The organism is Micromonospora sp. NPDC005172, from assembly GCF_040608555.1.
In the GTDB taxonomy this organism is placed as follows: Bacteria; Actinomycetota; Actinomycetes; order Mycobacteriales; family Micromonosporaceae; genus Micromonospora.
Map to the genome: position 1 here is coordinate 1 of NZ_JBEXIL010000027.1, position 19460 is coordinate 19460.

Consider the following 19460-nt stretch of genomic DNA (forward strand, 5'->3'; position numbering starts at 1 on the left):
GCACTCGATCCATACCCGTCTACCGACCGAATCACCCTCATCGATCGGACCGGCTGTGCGACACACCCGCCCAACCCACAAACCAAACGCGCTCTAACTGGTGGGCGATGGTGGTATCGAACCAGCGACCTCTTCGGTGTGGAACAGGACGCCGCACCTACTCTGACCTGGGAGAACGTGGCGCCGCAGGCCGGGGTGGGTGCAGTTCGGGGCTGTTCGATGCCATTGGACGCAGTTCAAAGCTGTTCAGGGCACCCCGCTGCTCCCAGCCTGCTCCCCAGACCGGGCTCGCACCGGGCCGCCGACCGCTCGTGAGGCTGCCTGCCCAGCGCTACGCTTGGCACGCTCCCTCAGCCGCATCGGTCGATCGGGAACGCACGCCCACGATCACCGCGCCTTGTCAGCGGCAGATGAGCGCATGCGCGGGGCAGCTCGGGTAAGCCCTTTCGGATTGCGAAGCCGGTCGGGCCAGGACAATGGTCAGGGGCGAATCACCAGATTGTTGGACGCGTGGCTCGCACGGTGGCGCGCGCTTAGCCGAGTTCGTGGACCGTGCCCAGCGGTGCCGCGAAGACCGTGGCGTCGACCACGGCACGGGCACACCTTGATGTTCAACCTGTTGTCAGGTCGGCGATGCGGTAGCCGACGCCGGTCTTGGTGGTGATGATCTGCGGGTCGCCGAGCTTGCGGCGGAGGCGGCCGATCGTGACCGTGACGGTGTTGGTGAACGGGTCGGCGTTTTCGTCCCAGACCTGCTCCAGCAGCGACTCGGAGCTCAGGAACGCGGGCGCCGCCCGCAGCAGCACCTCCAGCAAGGCGAACTCCTTGACCGACAGGTCCAGCCGGCGGCCGTCGCGGGTGGCGGTGCGCCGAGCCGGGTCGAGCTCGAGGCCGGCCACCCGCAGCGTCCTCGGCTGCGCCGACGGGCGGCGGCGGGCCAGGGCGCGGATCCGCAGCACCAACTCGGGAAAGTGGAACGGCTTGGCCAGGTAGTCGTCGGCACCGAGCGTCAGGCCGGTGACCCGGTCGCCAGGCGCGCCGGCCGCGGTCAGCATCAGGACCATCGGGCGGTCGTCCCGTTGGGTGATCATCTGGCAGAGGGTGTCGCCGTGCAGGCCCGGCAGGTCGCGGTCGAGCACCACCACCTCGTACGGCGCGAGGTCCAGTTTCTCGGCGGCCGCCAGGCCGTCCAGCGCGACGTCGACGGCCATCCCCTGGTCGCGCAGGCCCTCCGCGACCACCTCGGCGAGCGCCCGCGCGTCCTCGACCACCAGCACCCTCATGCTGCCCCGTCGTCCCGGCGCGCTGACGGCATCAGCGGTAGCCGGATCGCCACGTGCAGGCCGCCCTCGGGCCGGGCGCGCAGCACCAGCGTGCCGCCGTGCGCCGCCGCGATGGCTGCCACGATCGACAGGCCCAGTCCGGCACCGCCGCCTGCGGTCCGCTCCACGCCGAGCCGCTGGAACGGCTGGCCGAGCCGAGCGACCTGCTCCGGGTCGAGGGGCGGGTCGCCGGTCTCGACGGACAGCAGCGCGGTGCCGGTCTCGGGCGCGGCGACCACCCGGATCCAACCGTCCGGCACGTTGTGGATGACCGCATTGTCGATCACGTTACCGGTCATCTGGGTGAGCAGCGTCGCGTTGCCGTCGGTCCAGGTGTCCCGCCGCACGTCGGCGTGGACCGTCAGCCGCTTGGCCTCGATGTCGGCGGCGCGGGCGGACACCGCCTCCGCGACCAGCGCACCCAGGGAGACCGGCGCACGGTCGGTGAGCGCGCTGTGCTGGGCGCGGGCCAGGGTGAGGAAGCCGCCGAGCAGCTCCTCGATCCGGCTCAACTCGGTGCGCAGCCGGTCGGCGAGCGCGACCGTCTGCGGCGGCACCGGCCCGGGCTTCGCGAGCGCGACGTCCAGCGACGCGCGCATCGTGGCCAGCGGGGTTCGCAGCTCGTGGGAGGCGTTGGCGACGAACCGGCGCTGCGCCGCGAACGCCTGCTCCAGGCGTTCGAGCAGCTCGTCGATGGTGTCGGCGAGCGCCTTGACCTCGTCGTCCGGGCCGGCGGCGGCGAGCCGCTCGTGCAGGTTGTCGGCGGTGATCCGACGGGTGGCGGCGGTGATCGTGCGCAGCGGACGCAGCACCCGCCCGGCGACCGACCGCCCCAGCAGCACCGAGGCCGCCCCCATCACGGTCAGCGCGATCGCCGAGCCCCCCAGCAGCTGCCGGGCCTGGTCCTGGTGCACGGCCTCCAGCCGGGCCTCCAGCTCGGCGATCCGCGCGGCGGAGGCGGCCGGCTGTCGTTGCTGTTGCTGTCCGGGAGCGACCGCGGTGCTGCTGCGGGCGATCGTGATTACGCCGGTTAGGCCGAGCAGCGCGACGCCGGAGAGCATGAACAGCGCCACGTACATGATCGTGAACCGCAGTCGAGCCGTCCGCATCCCGTTCCCCCCGCCGCGCCGCCGACCGGCACGTGACCAGCATGCCGGCCCGGACCTAACAAGGGAGTGACGGTACGCGTTCGGCCGCTGTTATGGCGTGCTCGGTAGAACCGGGCCATGGAATCCAGCATCGAGGTCTCAGACCTGCGCAAACGGTACGGGCGCACCGTCGCCCTGGACGGCATGTCCTTCACGGTACGACCGGGGCACGTCACTGGCTTCGTCGGCCCGAACGGCGCCGGCAAGTCCACCACCATGCGGGTGGTCCTCGGCCTCGCGGCCCCGGACGGCGGCACCGCGCTCGTCGGCGGCGTGCCCTACCGGACGCTGCGCCGGCCTCTGACGCACGTGGGGGCGCTGCTCGACGCCGGGGCGCTGCAACCGAGCCGCTCCGCCCGCAACCACCTGCTCTGGCTGGCCCATTCGCAGGGCCTCGCCACCCGGCGGGTCGACGAGGTGTTGGAGCAGGCTGGGCTGGGCGAGGTCCGCCGCCGGCGGGCCGGCGGCTTCTCGCTGGGCATGCGGCAGCGGCTCGGGATCGCCGCCGCGCTGCTCGGCGATCCGCCGATACTGATGCTGGACGAGCCGTTCAACGGCCTCGATCCGGAGGGAATCGTGTGGATGCGCGGGCTGCTGGGGACCCTCGCCGCCCAGGACCGGGCCGTGCTGGTCTCCAGCCACCTGATGAGCGAACTCCAGCACATCGCCGCGCACGTGGTGATTGTCGGCCGGGGCAAGGTCCTCGCCGACACCACCATGTCCGAACTGCTGGCGGCGTCACCGGGGGAAGGCGCGGGCTCGCTGGAGGATGCCTACTTCGCGCTGACCCGCGACGCGGTCGAGTTCCGCGGGGAGGCGGCCCGATGAGCGACTTCGGAAGGCTCGTGCGGGCCGAATGGACCAAGTTCCGAACGGTCCGCGGCTGGGTGCTCGGCACCGTGGCCGCGGCCTTGGTGACCGTACTGCTGGGGCTGTTCGTCGCGTCGAACAGCCACTCGGTCTGTTCGAAGGGGACTGTCGACGTCGAATGCCCGACCTCCCCGGTCGGCCCGGACGGCCAGCCGGTGCGGGACAAGTTCTACTTCGTGCACCAGCCGCTGGCTGGGGACGGCGCCATCACGGTACGGGTGACGTCGATGACCGGCCTGATCACCTACCCGCCGCCGGATCACGACGAGATCGTCCCGGGCCTGGTGGAGTGGGCGAAGGCCGGTGTCATTGTCAAGGACGGCACCGCCGAGGGATCCCGCTACGTGGCCCTCATGGTCACCGCGAAGCACGGTGTCCGGATGCAGCACGACTTCGTCCACGACACCGCGGGCAAGCCGGGCGCCGTATCCGCCGACGCCCCGCGCTGGCTGCGGCTGACCCGCGTGGGTGACACCCTCACCGGGGAGGAGTCGGCCGACGGCGCCTCCTGGACCAGCGTCGGCACCGCTCAGCTGGCGGGCACTGTCGAGATCGGGCTTTTCGTCACCTCGCCCAGCGACCTCACCGTGCACGGCGGTGTCGGAGGTGGGGGTTTCCAGGCCCGACTGGCCAAGGCGACCGCCACCTTCGACAACGTCGGATTGACCGGCACCGCGCCGGGTGGCGACTGGCTCCGCGACGACATCGGGGTCGAGCCGAACCCGGACGGCACCCTGCACCATCCGGGCAGCGTCGAGGAGGCGGGTGGCGTCATGACGGTGTCCGGCAACGGCGACATCGCACCACTCACCGGCGAGTCCGGGCCCGCTATTCAGCTTGCCCTGATCGGACTGGTCATCGGTCTGATCGTGGTGATCGTGGTGGCCGCCCTCTTCATCACGACGGAACTCAGGCGGGGCGTGATCGGAGTGACGCTGCTGGCGAGCCCGCGACGGGGCCGCGTCCTGGCGGCGAAGGCTGTCGTGCTCGGCGCTGTTACCTTCGTCGCCGGAACGGCCGCCGCCGCGCTGGTCATCCCGCTTGCCTGGGCTGCGCTGCGGTCGAACGGCTTCCGACAGCCGGGGGTGCCGCTGCCGACCATCGCGCGGGTGGCCCTCGAGGCAGGTCTGCTGGTCGCCGGCGCGGCACTGCTCGCCCTGGGGCTCGGGGCGCTGCTCCGGCGCGGGCTGGCCGCGGTCGGCATCGCGGTGGCGGTCGTGGTGCTGCCGTACCTGGCGGCGGTAGTCGGCGGCCTGCCGACCGCAGCGTCGGAATGGCTGCTGCGGCTGACTCCGGCTGCGGCCTTCGCGATCCAACAGGTCACTCCCGAGTACGCGCACGTGCTGGCGAGCTATACGCCCGGGTCCGGCTACTACCCGCTGCCGGGATGGGGCGGCCTCGCGGTCATGGCCGGGTACGCCGCGCTGGCCCTCGGCCTGGCGTCCGCGCGACTGCGCCGGAGCGACGCGTGAACCGGGTGCTGCACGCCGAGTGGACGAAGGTGCGGACCGAGCCGACAGCCCGCTGGCTGCTGCCGACCATCGTGGTGGCGACGGTGCTGGTGAGCCTGCTCGCGATTGCCGCGGCGAGCTGCGAAGGGGGCGGATGCGGCCTCGATCCGGTCGCGCTGAGCCTGGCCGGGGTGCAGCTCGGCCAGGCCGTCGTCGTGATGCTGGCCGTGCTGGCGATCGACGGCGAGCAGGGCACGGGCCTGCTCCGCACGACGTTCACCGCCGCGCCCCGCCGGATGGTGGTCCTGGCGGCGAAGGCGGTCCTGACCGGCGGCCTGACCCTGGCCGCCGGGACCGTTGCCGTGCTCGGCTGCGTGGCCGCCGGCCGGGCGATCCTGCCCGGCAACGGCAACGGCAACGGCAACGGCAACGGCAACGCCGCGCCGTCGCTGGCCGACGGTCCCACGCTGCGGGCGGTCGTCGGGTCGGTGCTCTACCTGGTGTTGATCGGGCTGCTCGCGCTCGGCGTCGCCGCCGCGATCCGGGACTCGGCGGCCGCGATGGGGGCGGTGCTGGCCCTGCTCTACGCCGTGCCGCTCGTCGCGGCGGCGATCAACGACCCGGAACTCCAACGGACGCTGCGCCGGTTCGCGCCGATGACGGCGGGCCTCGCCGTCCAGGCCACCACCGACCTGGATGACCTCCCGATCGGTCCCTGGGCGGGCCTCGCCGTCCTGGCCGCCTGGTCCGGCGCGTCCCTCCTGCTCGGCGCTCTCCTCCTCCACCACCGCGACCCCTGACCCGCCCTCCCGCATCCGTCGGGCCTCGCCGACCAGTGCCCTGTCGGACTCAGTTTGGGCGCCCTGGCCGCGGTCGGCACGCCGACGCAGCGCAGGATGGCCACCGCGTTCCTTCGCGCACGGAGTCCGCACAGCAGCAACGCCGTTTAGCGGAGCGGTGTTCGCTCCAGGTCTGCTGATCGAAACCTGCGACACCTCGCACGTTCAGCTTGGTAGACCATCCGACCGCCGGCGTTTCCGCGTGGAATGTGGCCTGCCGCCCTCGCGGAGCCGGGTGGCCTCGCGCAGCGCCACTTCGCGGCCGGTACGGGCGAAGTCGGTTAGCAGGCGCAGTTGGTCGTCGGTGAACCCGGCGATGCGCTCGGTCAGGTACGCGGCCATCGGCTGGTAGAGCGCGGACAGTTCGTCGGTCCGGTCGGGCCTGGCGTGCACGGTGATCCGGCGGCGGTCGGGCGGATCATGCTCGCGGCGGACCAGGCGCTGCGCCTCCATCCGGTCGAGCATCTTGCTCACCGCGCCGGTGGTCATGCCCATCCGTTCGGCGAGCTGGGTGGGTGTGACGGCAAGACCCGCGCTGACGCGCTACGCACCCTCGACGCGCACACAGTCGTCCGCGACGCCGGATTTCCCGTACCCCGCGGCGTCATGTGGCTCGGCAACGGCAGATGCCTTGGCGAAGGACACACCGGCACTCCGCTGCCCGACGGGACACTCCCCATCGTCATCGGCCGCTACGACCTGTACGCCGCGCTGCGTCAGGAGGCCCTCCGCCGTGGCGTGCCCATCCACCACGGCAAGCGCCTGGCCCACATCGGACAACGCGGTGACCGGGTCGCCGCAGTTTTCAGCGACGGCACGGAAGCTGTCGGCGACCTGCTCATCGGCGCCGACGGCATCGGCTCGACGACCCGGCACTTTGTCGACCCGCACGCACCACAACCCCGATACGTCGGGCTCGTCGGCACGGGCGGGATCACCCGCATGGCCACACCGCAGTCCGATCCCGGTGTGATGAATATGGTCTTCGGCAGGCGGGCGTTCTTCGCCTCCATGGCCAGTCCGGACGGCAGCGTCTGGTGGTTCGCCAATCTGCCCCGGGCCGACGAACCCACCGCAGCCGACCTTGCCGCGACTTCCGGCGCGCAGTGGCAACAGCGATTGCTGCAAGTCTTGGCCGGGGACAGGTCGCCGGCCGCGCAGCTCATCCGCGCGACACCGCCGGACTACACGTGGTTTCCCATGCACGACATGGATGCCCCGAAGCGGTGGCACCGCGGACGCGCAGTCCTGATCGGTGACGCCGCACACGTGAGCTCACCCAGCTCCGGCCAAGGCGCGTCGATGGCCTTCGAGGACGCCGTGCAACTGGCCCGCTCCGCTGTCTGCGAGACCGAGATGATCCGCCTGCGGCGTTCCACGCGTACCAACGGTTGCGCGCCGACCGGGTCAGCAAGGTGCTGGCGGGAGCCAAGCAGGTCAACCGCAGCAAGGCGGCCACCGGCGTGAGTCGAGTCCTGCGCGACGTGACGTTCCCCCTGTTCGTGAGGAAATTCAGCACCCCTGAGGCGTTTGCCTGGCTGTACGACCACCGCATCGACTTCGACCGACCGATAGACGATCAGCAGCGTCCATAAGGTGAAGCCCGTTACCGACTCATACGGTAACGGGCTTCTGACCTGCACAAACTGAGAGTGGGCGATGCTGGTATCGAACCAGCGACCTCTTCGGTGTGAACGAAGCGCTCTCCCACTGAGCTAATCGCCCTCAGCGCCGTTGACTCTACCCGATCGTGGAACGAGACCAAAAATCCGGGGTCAGCGCGCCGCGAGGTGCTGCCTCGCCTCGGCCACCACGTCGATGCCGAGGCTGAGCTTGAGGGAGAGCCAGACCACCGCGCCGACGAAGACCAGGCCGACGGCACCGAGGACGAGTCGCAGCGGCAGTGACTGTCGTGTCACCCAGCGCGTCCAGCCGTGGACGTGTCGGCGGGTGAAGCCGAGCAGTCGGCGGGCCCAGTGGAATTCGACGGCCCAGATGCCGAGGCCGGCGATGACCAGCAGCCAGCCGGGGCCGGGTAGCGGGATGAGGGCGATGCCGATGGTGACCACCAGCGCGCCGGCGACCGCGATGAAGATCTTGAGGGCGATCCGGCCGGTGGGGTTGGCCCGGATGAGGTCGAGTGTCGTCGAGATCCGCTGCCGCCAGTGGGGGCGCCGCGGCGGCTCCCCGACGACGAGGACACCGCCGGGACGGCCCGTCTCTGGCGTCGACCGTCCGGGTCGCTTGGGCTGCTCAATCGGCACGTCGTACCCCCGCTTTTCGGCTGCTCGGACCGCGACGTTCGGCGGGCCTGGCGCGGCCACCGGATCCACTGAGGATCGGTTCGTGACCATTTCACCCTCCAGTGTCGCCCGGGCCCGTCACTGCAACGGCCGACTGGACGTTACCGGAGTAAGTCGACGACTGAGCCACCCGACGCCGGGCGGCATCACACACTGGGCAGAACCGGAAATCCTACATGAATGTTCACATTCAGGAGGCGCTTCCGTCCCCCTTCCCACCACTGGGTGAAGTCAGCGTATGGCGGAGCGTAGCCAGGAGTAGCACCTGAGTATGGGAAAAGCGGGACACGCGCGTTCCGCAGCGGTGCCGGGGGGAGAACGTCCATGAGTGTCATCCGACCGACGACCGTAGAGGTCGAGACGTCGCTAAGGCTCGTCGCGCCTGACGCCACCGCCTTGCCGGTGCGTGCCAGTCTGCGTTACGACCCTGCTGACCCGTATGCGGTCCATGTCCTGTTCCATGCCGAATCGGCCGGGGGCGAGGCGGTGAGCTGGTCGTTCGCTCGTGAACTCCTGGTCACCGGCCTGGACGAGCCGGCCGGCATCGGGGATGTGCGGGTCTGGCCCTGGGCCACACCGCGCGGCGACTTCGTCGCGCTGGCCCTCTCGTCACCGGACGGCAACGCCCTCTTCGAGGTGCCGCGCAGCGTCCTGGTGCGATTCCTTCGACGCACGTACGTGGTCGTCCCGCGCGGTCGTGAGGCCGAGCACCTGGACGTCGACACGGCGGTGAACCGGCTGCTCGCCGGCCGCTGAGAAAAATCAACACCGGGGCCGCGCGGATCTGCCGAGTCCGCGCGGCCCCGGCACATCCACCCCCGGGGGTACGACCACAGCCCGACCCGGGTTGGCCCGTGCTCAGCCGTGCGTGGTGATGCCGCCGTCGACGGGGATGACGGCTCCGGTGAGGTACGCGCCGGCCCGCGAGGAGAGGTAGATGGCGGTGCCGGCCATGTCCTCGGGGCGGCCGATGCGGCCCAGCGGCACCTGCTGCTCGATGGCGGCACGACTGCCCGGGTCGTCGAGGGCGAACGCCATCATCTTGCTCTCGAACGGGCCGGGCGCGATCGCGTTGACGGTGATCTGCTCGCCGGCGAGCTGGTGGGCGAGGCTGCGGGTGAGCATGTGCACGGCGGCCTTGGTGGCCGAGTAGGCGTACACCTCCATGGACGGCACCCGGATGCCGTCGATGGACCCGATGTTGATCACGCGGGCAGGGTCGTCGGCGCTGGCGGCGGCGCGCAGCGCCGGCAGCAGCGCGGTGGTGAGTCGGAAGACCGCCTTGACGTTGACCGCCCAGAGCTTGTCGAACGCGGCCTCCGGGTAGCTCTCCAGTGGCGCGCCCCAGGTGGCGCCGGCGTTGTTGACCAGCACGTCGAGCTTGTCGACGCGCTCGCGTACGGCGGCGGCGAGGGCCTGCGCGCCGTCGTCGGCGCTCAGGTCGGCGGGGATGGCCTCGCACTGGCCCTCGGCCGACAGTTCGCTGGCGACCTGCTCGCAGACGTCCGCCTTGCGGGACGAGATGATCACGCGGGCGCCGGCCCGGACGAAACCCTGGGCGATCATGAGCCCGATTCCTCGTGACCCGCCGGTGACCAGGACCGTCTTGCCTTCGACCGAGAACAGCTGCGTCATGCCCATCCCATCGCGAGTCGGCGGGTCCGCCGTCCGGCGAGCGGCCGGCGGGGCGCCGGGCGGCCAGGGACCGGACGGCGCTACCGCCGGGTAACGTAGCCCGGCCGCAGGGATCGCGACAAGCCTCGGCGCCGTCGCGTACAGAGGTCGGGATGCGGTGACCTGCGCTTCGGGCTACCGTCGCAGGCGATGGTCTCCACCGATCCCTCCCCCGCGCCATCGATCGGAACGGCATCACCCGTACCCGACGAGATCTCCACGTTCGCGCTGGCCGACCTTGCCGGTGATCCCGGCTGGCGTCGGCCGGTGTTCGTCGAACGGGAATTGCTGATCCTCACCACCCGCGGCCACGGCGACGCCGAGCTGGACTTCCACCTCCTGCCGTGCCGGCCGGGCACGCTGCTGCGGGTCCGCGCCGGTCAGGTGCTGCGCTGCGCCGGCCCCCAGTTCGACGCGACGGTGGTCGGCTGGACCACCGAGGCGCTGCACGGCCTGGCCGTCGACCCGGACGCGGCGCCGACGTGGCGGCAGTTGGCCGGCGAGGACGAGGACGCGGTGATCAACGAGGTGAGCCAGTTGGCCGTGGACTGCCAGCGGCACGGCGACGGCCCGGCCGGTCGCGCGCTGCTGCGCCACCAGCTCGCCGTCCTGCTGCTGCGGTTGACGCTGCCGGATGCGAACCGGTCCGGGCAGCGCAACGAGGCCGAGACGTTCCAGCGGTTCTGCCGGGAGGTGGAGCACGGCTACCAGGTGACCCGGCGGGTCGAGGACTACGCGGCCGCGCTCGGCTGCTCGGTGCGTACCCTGACCAGGGCCTGTCTGGCCGTCACCGGCCACAGCGCCAAGCAGGTCATCGACGAGCGTGTGGCGTTGCAGGCCGCCCGGTTGCTCGCGGCGAGCGACGAACCGATCGCGCAGATCGGCCGTCGGCTCGGCTTCTCCGAGCCCACCAACTTCGGTCGGTTCTTCACCCGGGAGATCGGGGTCAGCCCCGGCGCCTTCCGTGCCGCCCGCGACCAGCCGGCCGTGGGACGGGTCGTCCGACCCCGTCCGCCGGCCGAGCCGACGAGCGCCAACGGCGGCCGATTCCGCTCCGGCGCGCACAGCGAGCCCACCAACTCCGGTCACACCACCCGGCCCGGTGGCCCTCATGGCCCGAGTGGACGGGCATGATGACGGGGTGCAGATCTCCGCGCGCGGCGACTACGCGGTACGGGCGGCACTGAGCCTCGCGACCGCGTACCCGTCGCTGCTGTCCACCCAGGCCATCGCCGCCGAACAGGACATGCCCCGCAAGTTCCTGGAGGCGGTCCTCGCGGATCTGCGCCGAGCCGGGATCGTCCGCGCCCAACGGGGCGCCGAGGGCGGCTACACCCTGGCCCGACCGCCCCGCGAGGTGACCGTCGGCGCGGTGCTGCGCGCGGTGGAGGGCCCGCTGGCGGGCGTGCGCGGCCTGCGCCCGGAGGAGACCCGCTACGAGGGCGCGGCCGAGAACCTGCCGGGCCTGTGGGTGGCGGTGCGTGCCGCCGTACGACGGGTCGTCGACGAGGTGAGTCTCGCCGAGATCATCAGCGGTCGGCTGCCCGCCCACGTCCGCAAGCTCACCGCGCTGCCCGACGCGTGGGAGCCGCGCTGACACCCGCTCACACCGTCCACACCACCTCCTCCGACGTGAGCCGGGGCAGTCGCTCCCGCCAGGCGTCCGGGCCGGGGCGGCCGACGTTCAGCAGCAGCAGCGCCTCGTACCGACCGTCGGGGAAGAACTCCCGGGTCACCCCGGCGGCGTCGAACCCGGCCATCGGACCGGCGGCCAGCCCCGCCGCGCGTACCCCCACCAGCAGGTAACCGATCTGGAGGGTCGCGCTGAACCGGGCCTGCTCGGCGCGCGCCGCCCGGTCGCCGAGCCAGTCCCGGGCCTGCGGCCGGTGCGGGTACAGCTCGGGCAGCCGCTCGTGGAAGTCCACGTCGGCGGCGAGCACCGCCGCCAGCGGCGCGCTGGCCGTCTTGGCCCGGTTGCTCGACGACACGTACGGCAGCAGCCGGGCCCGGGCCTGCGGCGAGCGCAGCAGCAGCACCCGCAACGGCTGACCGTTGTACGCGGTCGGCCCGTACCGGATCAGGTCGTGGATCGCCGCGACCTGGGCGTCGGTGACCGGCTCGTCGGTGAACGTGTCGGCCGTGCGGGCCGCCCGGAACAGCAGGTCCTGGGCGGCCCGGTCCAACGCGAGCAGGTCGGCCGCGACGGGCGCGCTCACGCGCCGGCCGCGGTGGTGTAGCCGCCCCGGTGGTGCACCAGCGGGGCGCCGTCACCGCCGTCGCCCAGGGCGAGCGGTTCGGCGATCACCAGCGCGTGGTCGCCGGCCGGGATGCGGTGCACCACCCGGCAGAGCAGCCGGGCCAGCACCCCGGTCAGCAGGGGCACTCCGAACGGTCCGGCGGTCCAGTCCGGGTAGGCGGCGAAGCGGTCGATGCCGCTGGTGGCGAAGACCGACGCCGCCTCCCGCTGCCCGGCGGCCAGCAGGTGGACCGCGACGTGCTCGGCGCGGGCCAGCACCGGCCAGCTCGACGACGCCGTCCCCAGGCAGAACGAGACGAGCGGCGGGTCCAGCGAGACCGAGGTGAACGAGGTGGCGGTGAACCCGGCCCGGATCGGCGCGCCGATGCCGCCCAGGCAGGCCGGGTCGGTGGCCCGCGCCACGGCGGTGACAACCGTGACGCTGGTGGCCTGCCGACGCAGCAGCGCGCGGAACAGGTTCCGGTCGACCGGCCGCAACTCGGTCGCGTCCGTCGTGGGACGCTCCACGGTGGTCATGCCGACACCAGGGCCGACGCGGCGTACGCGCTGGCCGGCCGGGGCAGGCCGTGCCCGTCCAGTGGCAGACCGGTGAGGTCGATGCCGAGCATCCGGCAGAGCTGCGCGAGGGCGTAGTCGGGCACGCTCAGCTCCTCGAACTCGGCGGCGAGCGTCAGCGCCTCGGCCTCGGTGCCGCCGATCACCGGGGCGATGCCGGGCAGCACCTTCACCAGGTCGGGTGCCCGACCGGCGGCGGTGACCCGGCGCGGGTCGGTGCGGGGGTGCCGCCAGGCGGCCTCGTGGTGGCCGACGCCCATCAGGAACGCATTGAGGTGCAGGGTGCGAGGCATGAGGATTGTCCTATCCGGCGGAGACGTCGACGAGCCACGTGGAGAACCGACGTTCGAGGGCGACGAGGAGCTGGTCGGACGGAACCGGTCAGCTCAACAGAGCGCGCTCGCGTGCCGGACCAGGTCGACGTGCACGCAAGCGATGAGGAGAAGCTCATCCCGCTGCGACATGAACTCATGCTGCCGGCGGTGGGAGCGGCCGGTCAACGGTCTTCCAGAAGGTGAGACTTGCATCGCTGCCGATGTTACGGAGCGCCACTAGCAGCGTTTACCGGGGCGCAACACCTATCTGGTGGATAGAGATTCATGTGCCGTGGCACCGCACCGTCCATCCGGGACGACGAGGTGGTTTCGGAATTCGCCCGTTCGGGAATGTTCGATCTCGACACGGCAGGGAACGATGACGAGGGGAGTGCTCCGATGGGCCTCATGTTTCGCAAGCGCAAGAAGATCGGTCCGCTGATCCTGAACTTCACCGAGAACGGCTTCTCCTCGTGGAGCATCAAGATCGGCCGCTGGTCCTGGAACTCGAAGGCCCGGGCACACCGCGTCGACCTGCCGGGACCGCTGTCCTGGAAGCAGGACAAGGCCCGGTCGTAACGACCCGGGAGTCGAGCGGGGTGCCGGTGATTCACCGGCACCCCGCTCGGCATCTCCACCCACCCGCGCCCCGCGCTCGCCCGCGCTCGCCCGCGCTCGCCCGCGTCGATCTTGCACTTTCGGTTGTCGTTTTGCGCGGGAACACCCCTTATGTCGCCACCGAAAGTGCAAGATCGCGGGGAGACAAGGGTGGGGAGACAGTCGCGGGGAGACAAGGGCCGGGAGACAGGGGTTAGGGGGTTGGGGTGATTAGTTCGTCGCCGGCCAGGCGGCCTGATTCGCGTTCTCGGGTCACCTCACCGGTGGTCAGCAGGGTGGCGAGTGCCTGGTTGGCGTCGGTGGCTCGGTAGGCGGTCGTAGTGAGGGTGTACCGCCGCAGGTCGGTGACCGGCTGCGGCCCACTCCGGCGTAGTTCGGCCAGCAGATTCCGGGCCAGCGGCTCAAGGGACACGTCCCCCGACACGTCCACCGGTGGGGCCGCCGGGTCGGCGGGGTCGCGGTAACGCACACCGAGGTCCGCCCCGACCGTCCAGAGTGCGTCACGGACCGCCTCCAGGCTCCGGTCCGACCGGCTGCCGAACGCGACCACCCCGGCCGCCACGTCGCCCGCACCGGCCGCCACGTCGCCCATCCCGGCCGCCACGTCGCCCGCACCAGCCGCCACGTCGCCCGCACCAGCCTCCACATCGCCCGATCCTCCGTCCACCGGGAGCACCGGCGTGACCTCGGCGACCAGCGGGAAGCCGGCGAGGCCGAGAGCGGGGCGCGCGCTGCTGGCGGCGTGCAGCAACACTTCGCCGTTGCGGCCGTTGGCGCAGGCCCGGAGCACCTCCGCGTGCGCCGGGCCGGTCAGGTCGAGGAAGCAGAACAGCGGCGATCCGGCCACGGAGGCCGCCTTCAGTGCGACGGGCAGCCGGCCGGGGCCGCCGGGCAGCAGGTGCACGGTCACCTCGGGAGGCAGCTCGGCCTCCACCGATCCGAGCCGGGCCGGCAGGTCGGCGGCCTCGTCGGCCAGCACCAGGATCGTCACCTGTCGGCCGCGTACCTGCGCGGCGTGGTCGGCGACCACCCGCAGCACCGCCTCGGCACCGCCGCCGTCGGCGCCGGCCCAGGCCAGCGCGACGGTCACGCGACGGGCGCGCTGCAGAGCGGTGGGCAGCCAGGTCGCCAGGTGGCGGACCAGCAGTTCGCGGAGGAAGTCGGCGGTCCGGTTGGTTGGCACCGGTCCGTTCTACCCTATGGCCGTTCAGGCCGGGACGGAGATCCCCACACCGCCGCGGGTCTGCCCGCCGTAACGCTGCTGTTCGGCGGCCAGGTCGAGCCGACCGATGCGCTTGCGGGCGGCCAGAGTGGTGTCGTCGAGCCGGTCGGCCGGGACCAGCCAGACCACCTCGAACTCCAGACCGTCCGGGTCCTGCCCGTAGAGGCTCTTGGTGGTGCCGTGGTCGGACGTGCCGGCCAGTGCCCCGGCGGCGGCGAGCCGCTCGGCGGTGGCGGCCAGCTCGTCGAGGGTGTCGACCTCCCACGCCAGGTGGTAGAGCCCGACGGTGGCCCGGCCGGCGGTCGAGCGCCCGGCGCCCGCGCCGACCTCGAAGAGGCCGAGGTCGTGGTCGTTGGTGGAGTCGGGGGCCTGGAGGAAGGTCGCGCCCCGGAAGTTGTCCGGGGTCATCTCGACCAGGGTGAAGCCCAGCACGTCGCGGTAGAAGGCGACGCTGCGGGCGAGGTCACTGACGTACAGAACCGCGTGGTTGAGCCGGTGAATACCCATGACCCCACACTAGCGCGGTTTAGTTGAGCGTTCAACCATCGGGAGTATGATGGGCGTCATGACCCGCTGGTTGAACCCCGACGAGCAGCGCACCTGGCGGGCGTTCCTCGCCTCCTCCCGGGCGCTGATGGACACGCTCGACCGTGAGCTGCAACGCGATGCCGGCATGCCGCACGCCTACTACGAGATCCTGGTCCGGCTCTCCGAGGCGCCGGGTCGGCAACTGCGGATGAGCGAACTGGCCGAGGTCACCGGGTCGTCGCGCAGCCGGCTCTCGCACGCCGTCGCCCGCCTGGAGCAGGCCGGCTGGGTGCGCCGCGAGGACTGTCCCACCGACCGGCGCGGGCAGATCGCGGTGCTCACCGACGACGGTTTCGCCACCCTCGCCGCCGCCGCGCCCGGCCATGTCGAAGGGGTACGTCGGCACCTGTTCGACGCGTTGAGCCCCGCCCAGATCGACCAGTTACGCCGGATCAGCGAGACGTTGGCCGAGCATCTGAGCAGATCCTGACCGATCGACACCGGCGCGGGTCTTGTACTTACCGTCGTCGGATGAGCACGATGGGGCGTGTCCTCCGGCTTCGACGAGTTGACTGACCAGGCGCACCACCTCGTGTCCGCTGGCGACATGGCGGGTGCGCAACGGCTGCTCTCCGATGCGCTCACCGACGCCGACCCTCGCCCGGCCAACGCCACGCCCGAGCTGGCCGAGGCGGCGAGCCTGCAGGCGCGGGTGCTCGTCGCGCTCGGGGAGCCGCACTCCGCCCGTGGTTGGGCGGCCTTCGCGTACGCGGCCACGACCCGGTTGCACGGCCGCTCCGATCCCCGCACCGTGGCCGCCGCGGCGACCCTGGCCGCCGTGCTGCACCGGGTGGGCAGCCACTCCCGGGCCGCCCGGCTCTACCAGGACGTGATCATCGAGCTGACCGCTCAGGACGGTCCCGAGTCGCTGCGGGTGCTGGCCGCGCACGCCGACCTGGCCACCGTCGAGTACGCGCGCGGCCAGTGCACGGTGGCCCGCGACCGTCTCCAGGACGCGTGGGAGTTGCACCGCGAGGTGTACGGGGACGGCCACCCCAGCGGGATCAAGATGCTGGCCCGGCTCGGCTCCATGCAACGCGACTGCGGGCAGTTCGCCGAGGCGCACGACAACCTGGCACTGGCCCGCGAGCTGTGCCGGCAGCACCTGTCCGCCGACGACCCGCTGGCGCTACAGGTGGCGTCACTCGCCCGGGCCGCGGCCAACCCCGACCACGTCTGCGCCGACGACCCGTCCGCCGTCCGGGATGCCCCGGTGGTGCCGGCGGCGCGTACCCCGACGCCCAGCGACCCGCCGCTCGAGGCGGCCTACCATCCGTCCGCGCCGGTCGAGCCGGAGCTGGCCGAGGGCCTGGCCGGCCCCGGGGTCACCCACAGCGGCCCGGTCCCGAATCCGCGGGTGCCGGCCGACGAGCCGGACGGTTCGCCGGGCTTCCGCTGGCCGCCCGATCCGTCGGACGACCCTGCCCCGCACCCCACCGTCCCGCCGGTGCCCCCGTCGGTCGCCGGTTTCACGGGCGGCACCGAGGAGGCGTCCGGCGTCTACCGGCTGTACCGCCCCGGCGCGCCGGCCGAACCGGATCGGCCCTCCGCGCCGCTGACGCCGTACACACCGTCGCGGTTGTTGCCGGTGCCCGTGCACCGGGCGCCGACGCCGGCCCGTAACCGGCTGGTGCCGGTGCTGGTGGCCGGCGTGGTCGTGGTGCTGCTCGGCACGGCGGCGGTGATCGCCGGCGTGGCGCGCGTCGGCGACGGGGACGACCCGAAGTCCGGGCCGGTCAACGGCTCCCCGAGCACCGGCCCGAGCGGCACGGGCGCGCCGCCCACCACCGGCCCCCCGGCCGCCGGCTCGGCCGGGCCGGCCGCCGCGCCGGGCACCCCGCCCGGCACGGTGTCCCTGCGCGACAACCGGGACAACATCGCACTGCGGTGGACGTACCCGGCCGGCGGCGAGGGCCCGGTGGTCGTCTCCGCCGGCCGCGCCGGGCAGGAGAAGACCGCCATCGCCACGCTGCCCGCCGGCACCGACAGCTACATCGTGTACGCGCTGAACCGCGCCAACGACTACTGCTTCACCGTCGCCGTCGTCTGGTCCACCGACACCGTCGCCAGCGCCAACCAGGTCTGCACCCGCCGCCGCTGACGTCCCGCACGCTCACGGTCGGGCGACCACCCGGCGCGGCTCGGCCCCGGTCGGCAGCGCCGGGAGCAGCAGACGTACTCGCAGGCCGGGTGGCCCGCCGGCGTCGGTCACGGAGATGGTGCCGCCCGCGCGACGGACCAACTCCCAGACGATGGCGAGGCCGAGGCCGGCACCGCCATCGTCGCGGCCCCGACCGTCGTCCAGCCTGGTGAACCGGTCGAAGACCCGGCCCCGGTCGGCCGCCGGAATCCCCGGGCCGTCGTCGGTCACCGTCACCAGGTGGTACGCGGCGTCCTGCGGCTCGGCCGCGAGGATGACGCTGCCGCCCGCGTGCCGGACCGCGTTGTCGACGAGGTTGGCCAGCACCCGCCGTAGCTCGGTCTCGTTGCCGGCCGTCCACAACGGCCCGGGGGACGGCACGACCCGCACCGGCGGCGACGGATACCGGGCGGCGACCTCGGTCAGCAGCGCGGTCAGGTCGACCGGGCCGGTCCCCCGCGCCGGAGGCATCTCGTCCAGACGGGCCAGCAGCAGCAGGTCGTCGACCAGTCGGCTCAACCGCTCGGTGTCGGCGAGCAGGTTGACGGTCACCGCCGTCCAGTCCGTCCGATCGGCGAGTCGCTGGGCCACCTCCAGCTCGGTACGGATGTTGGTGAGAGGGCTCCGCAGCTCGTGCGCGGCGTCGGAGACGAAGGCCCGCTGCCGGGCCCGGGCCGATTCCAGCCGGTCCAGCATCCCGTTGAGGGTGACCGCCAGCCGGTGGATCTCGTCGGCGGAGGCGGGCACCGGTAGACGACCGGCGCCGGCCCGACCGGTGATCTCCTCAGCGCCCCGGCGGAGCGCCTCCACGGGACGCAACGTCGCGCCGACAACCCGCCACGCCACCCCGGCCAGGACCACCACCAGCAGCGGGAACGCCACCAGCAGGATGGTGCGTACCACGTGGGTGCTCTGCCGTACGTCGGCCATCGAGCGGGCGACCAGCACGGTCAGCGGATCGGCGGCCGAGCCGGCGGGTACGGCGACCACCCGGACCGGTCCGCGGAGCCCGACCCGCTCGGCGGGAACGTCCAGGCGCTGCCGCTGGCCGGTGTCCAACCATTCGGGGCGGACGATGGGCACGAGCCGGTCCGCGTCGATCGAGGCGGCCCGGACCCGGCCCTGCGCGTCGATCACCTGGACCCGGACCTGCCCACCGGCCACCGGCAGCGGGTCGGGCAGCGCGTCCTCGGCGGCGAGCAGGGCCACCGCGTCGGCGGTCCGGAACGCCTCGGTGTCCACACTGCGCTGGAGCACGAAACGGAGCGCGCCCAGCAGCACCACTCCGCCGAGGGCGAGGCCGATGGTGAGCCCGAACACGCCGAGCGCCAGGAGCCTGCCCCGCAGGCCCAGTCCGCGCAGACCCCAACGGGGTGACCAGCCGCTCCGGCCGCTCGCCGGGTCGGCGGGTGTCACGTCGCCAGCCGGTAGCCGGCGCCCCGGACGGTCTCCAGCCGATCCCGGCCGAGCTTGCGGCGCAGGTAGCCGACATACACCTCGACCACGTTGGGCGCGGTCTCCAGGCTGGCGTCCCACACGTGGTCCAGCAGCTCGATCTTGGAGATCACCTGGCCGGGGCGGCGCATCAGGTAGTCCAGCAGCGCGTACTCGCGGGCCGTCAAGGCCACCTCGGCGTCGGCCCGGGTCACCCGTCGGCGGGCCGGGTCCAGTCGGAGGTCGCCGACCGCCAGCACGGTGGGACGCTCCGGCGCTCCCCGGCGCAGCAGCGCCCGCAGGCGGGCCAGCAGCACCACGTACGAGAAGGGCTTGGTCAGGTAGTCGTCGGCGCCGCAGTCCAGGCCGTCGGCCTGGTCGTACTCGCCGTCCTTGGCCGACAGCATCAACACCGGCAGCCAGTGCTGCTCGGCCCGGAGCCGGCGCACCACCTCGTAGCCGGAGAGGCCGGGCAGCATCACGTCGAGGACCATCGCGTCGTACCCGCCGTGCCGTGCCGCGTCCAGGCCGGCAGGGCCGGTCGCCGCCACGTCGACCACGAACCCCTCCGCCTGTAGGCCACGTTGCAGCGCAGCCGCCAAACGGGCCTCGTCCTCCACCACCAACAACCGCACGGCTCAAGGGTGCCACCTGGGTCAATGCCGCGAGTTCGGCGTCCTCAGCGCCCTCACAGCGCCGAGGAGGCAGGATGTCGGGTAGGAGGT

General features: G+C 72.4%; 21 protein-coding genes, 1 tRNA gene and 1 pseudogene. 10 read left to right on the plus strand and 13 right to left on the minus strand.

All coding sequences use genetic code 11. The features are described from left to right. Nucleotides 1-611: 611 nt before the first annotated feature. Nucleotides 612-1283, minus strand: a complete 672-nt coding sequence (locus ABZV06_RS19335) for a response regulator transcription factor (protein WP_355233718.1) — start codon at nt 1281-1283, stop codon at nt 612-614. Further along, nucleotides 1280-2431 (minus strand): HAMP domain-containing sensor histidine kinase, encoded by a 1152-nt coding sequence (locus ABZV06_RS19340; protein ID WP_355623002.1) that lies wholly within the window; start codon nt 2429-2431, stop codon nt 1280-1282. Before ABZV06_RS19340 ends, ABZV06_RS19335 begins: the two co-directional genes overlap by 4 nt. 117 nt (nt 2432-2548) lie before the next feature. Here ABZV06_RS19340 and ABZV06_RS19345 point away from each other — a divergent pair, with 117 nt between their 5' ends. Genes ABZV06_RS19345 through ABZV06_RS19355 form a run of 3 tightly spaced genes read left to right on the plus strand, consistent with a single transcriptional unit; the run spans nt 2549 to nt 5591 of the window. Beyond that, entirely contained in the window at nt 2549-3298 is a 750-nt protein-coding gene (locus ABZV06_RS19345) for an ATP-binding cassette domain-containing protein (RefSeq protein WP_355623005.1), read from the plus strand. Next, nucleotides 3295-4812 (plus strand): ABC transporter permease subunit, encoded by a 1518-nt coding sequence (locus ABZV06_RS19350; RefSeq protein WP_355623008.1) that lies wholly within the window; start codon nt 3295-3297, stop codon nt 4810-4812. The genes ABZV06_RS19345 and ABZV06_RS19350 overlap by 4 nt, the downstream gene beginning before the upstream one ends. Continuing rightward, a complete protein-coding gene (locus tag ABZV06_RS19355) occupies nt 4809-5591 on the plus strand; it encodes an ABC transporter permease (protein WP_355623011.1) in 783 nt (260 codons plus the stop codon). Before ABZV06_RS19350 ends, ABZV06_RS19355 begins: the two co-directional genes overlap by 4 nt. A 204-nt stretch (nt 5592-5795) precedes the next feature. Here ABZV06_RS19355 and ABZV06_RS19360 read toward each other — a convergent pair. Continuing rightward, a pseudogene (locus ABZV06_RS19360) lies at nt 5796-6140 on the minus strand (MarR family transcriptional regulator); the annotation flags it as partial. Between the two features lie 96 nt (nt 6141-6236). Between ABZV06_RS19360 and ABZV06_RS19365 the strand changes: the two are divergent. Then, nucleotides 6237-7097: an FAD-dependent monooxygenase gene (locus ABZV06_RS19365; protein ID WP_355623014.1), complete on the plus strand. Its 861-nt coding sequence runs from the start codon at nt 6237-6239 to the stop codon at nt 7095-7097. Between the two features lie 186 nt (nt 7098-7283). Here the strand turns inward: ABZV06_RS19365 and ABZV06_RS19370 are convergent. Beyond that, nucleotides 7284-7355 (minus strand) — tRNA-Val (locus tag ABZV06_RS19370). 50 nt (nt 7356-7405) lie between these two features. Next, entirely contained in the window at nt 7406-7984 is a 579-nt protein-coding gene (locus ABZV06_RS19375) for a TIGR02611 family protein (protein WP_355623017.1), read from the minus strand. Nucleotides 7985-8257: 273 nt separating this feature from the next. On the opposite strand from ABZV06_RS19375, the gene ABZV06_RS19380 reads away from it, so the two are divergent. Then, nucleotides 8258-8689, plus strand: coding sequence for an SsgA family sporulation/cell division regulator (locus ABZV06_RS19380; protein WP_007457244.1), 432 nt, complete (start codon nt 8258-8260; stop codon nt 8687-8689). Nucleotides 8690-8791: 102 nt separating this feature from the next. On the opposite strand, the gene ABZV06_RS19385 is transcribed toward ABZV06_RS19380, so the two are convergent. Continuing rightward, on the minus strand, nt 8792-9568 hold the full coding sequence (locus ABZV06_RS19385; protein WP_355623020.1) for a glucose 1-dehydrogenase: 777 nt from the start codon (nt 9566-9568) through the stop codon (nt 8792-8794). Between the two features lie 189 nt (nt 9569-9757). On the opposite strand from ABZV06_RS19385, the gene ABZV06_RS19390 reads away from it, so the two are divergent. After that, the gene (locus tag ABZV06_RS19390) at nt 9758-10741 is read left to right on the plus strand and encodes an AraC family transcriptional regulator (protein ID WP_355623023.1); all 984 of its coding nucleotides are present in this window, start codon (nt 9758-9760) and stop codon (nt 10739-10741) included. A gap of 7 nt (nt 10742-10748) precedes the next feature. Next, a complete protein-coding gene (locus ABZV06_RS19395) occupies nt 10749-11204 on the plus strand; it encodes an Rrf2 family transcriptional regulator (protein ID WP_344356913.1) in 456 nt (151 codons plus the stop codon). Between the two features lie 7 nt (nt 11205-11211). Here ABZV06_RS19395 and ABZV06_RS19400 read toward each other — a convergent pair whose 3' ends face one another. From ABZV06_RS19400 to ABZV06_RS19410, 3 genes are read right to left on the minus strand one after another with little or no spacing between them, the layout of a single operon-like run. Beyond that, nucleotides 11212-11823 carry a malonic semialdehyde reductase gene (locus ABZV06_RS19400; RefSeq protein ID WP_355233737.1) on the minus strand — a complete coding sequence of 204 codons (612 nt, stop codon included), beginning with the start codon at nt 11821-11823 and terminating at the stop codon, nt 11212-11214. After that, nucleotides 11820-12380 carry a flavin reductase family protein gene (locus tag ABZV06_RS19405; protein WP_355233739.1) on the minus strand — a complete coding sequence of 187 codons (561 nt, stop codon included), beginning with the start codon at nt 12378-12380 and terminating at the stop codon, nt 11820-11822. Before ABZV06_RS19405 ends, ABZV06_RS19400 begins: the two co-directional genes overlap by 4 nt. Beyond that, the gene (locus ABZV06_RS19410) at nt 12377-12712 is read right to left on the minus strand and encodes a hypothetical protein (protein ID WP_355623025.1); all 336 of its coding nucleotides are present in this window, start codon (nt 12710-12712) and stop codon (nt 12377-12379) included. The genes ABZV06_RS19405 and ABZV06_RS19410 overlap by 4 nt, the downstream gene beginning before the upstream one ends. A gap of 420 nt (nt 12713-13132) precedes the next feature. Between ABZV06_RS19410 and ABZV06_RS19415 the strand changes: the two genes are divergently transcribed. Continuing rightward, nucleotides 13133-13312 carry a DUF4236 domain-containing protein gene (locus ABZV06_RS19415; RefSeq protein ID WP_355051826.1) on the plus strand — a complete coding sequence of 60 codons (180 nt, stop codon included), beginning with the start codon at nt 13133-13135 and terminating at the stop codon, nt 13310-13312. 232 nt (nt 13313-13544) lie between these two features. Here the strand turns inward: ABZV06_RS19415 and ABZV06_RS19420 are convergent, their stop codons facing one another. Further along, nucleotides 13545-14534: a hypothetical protein gene (locus ABZV06_RS19420; protein WP_355623028.1), complete on the minus strand. Its 990-nt coding sequence runs from the start codon at nt 14532-14534 to the stop codon at nt 13545-13547. A 24-nt stretch (nt 14535-14558) separates the two neighbouring features. After that, a complete protein-coding gene (locus ABZV06_RS19425; protein WP_355233745.1) occupies nt 14559-15080 on the minus strand; it encodes a VOC family protein in 522 nt (173 codons plus the stop codon). A gap of 49 nt (nt 15081-15129) precedes the next feature. Between ABZV06_RS19425 and ABZV06_RS19430 the strand changes: the two genes are divergently transcribed. Next, nucleotides 15130-15591 carry a MarR family transcriptional regulator gene (locus tag ABZV06_RS19430; protein WP_355234767.1) on the plus strand — a complete coding sequence of 154 codons (462 nt, stop codon included), beginning with the start codon at nt 15130-15132 and terminating at the stop codon, nt 15589-15591. 57 nt (nt 15592-15648) lie between these two features. Next, the gene (locus ABZV06_RS19435; RefSeq protein WP_355623031.1) at nt 15649-17262 is read left to right on the plus strand and encodes a tetratricopeptide repeat protein; all 1614 of its coding nucleotides are present in this window, start codon (nt 15649-15651) and stop codon (nt 17260-17262) included. A 12-nt stretch (nt 17263-17274) separates the two neighbouring features. Here ABZV06_RS19435 and ABZV06_RS19440 read toward each other — a convergent pair whose 3' ends face one another. Continuing rightward, nucleotides 17275-18633, minus strand: a complete 1359-nt coding sequence (locus ABZV06_RS19440) for an ATP-binding protein (RefSeq protein WP_355623126.1) — start codon at nt 18631-18633, stop codon at nt 17275-17277. A gap of 80 nt (nt 18634-18713) precedes the next feature. After that, nucleotides 18714-19370 (minus strand): response regulator transcription factor, encoded by a 657-nt coding sequence (locus ABZV06_RS19445; protein ID WP_355623034.1) that lies wholly within the window; start codon nt 19368-19370, stop codon nt 18714-18716. Nucleotides 19371-19460 lie beyond the last annotated feature (90 nt).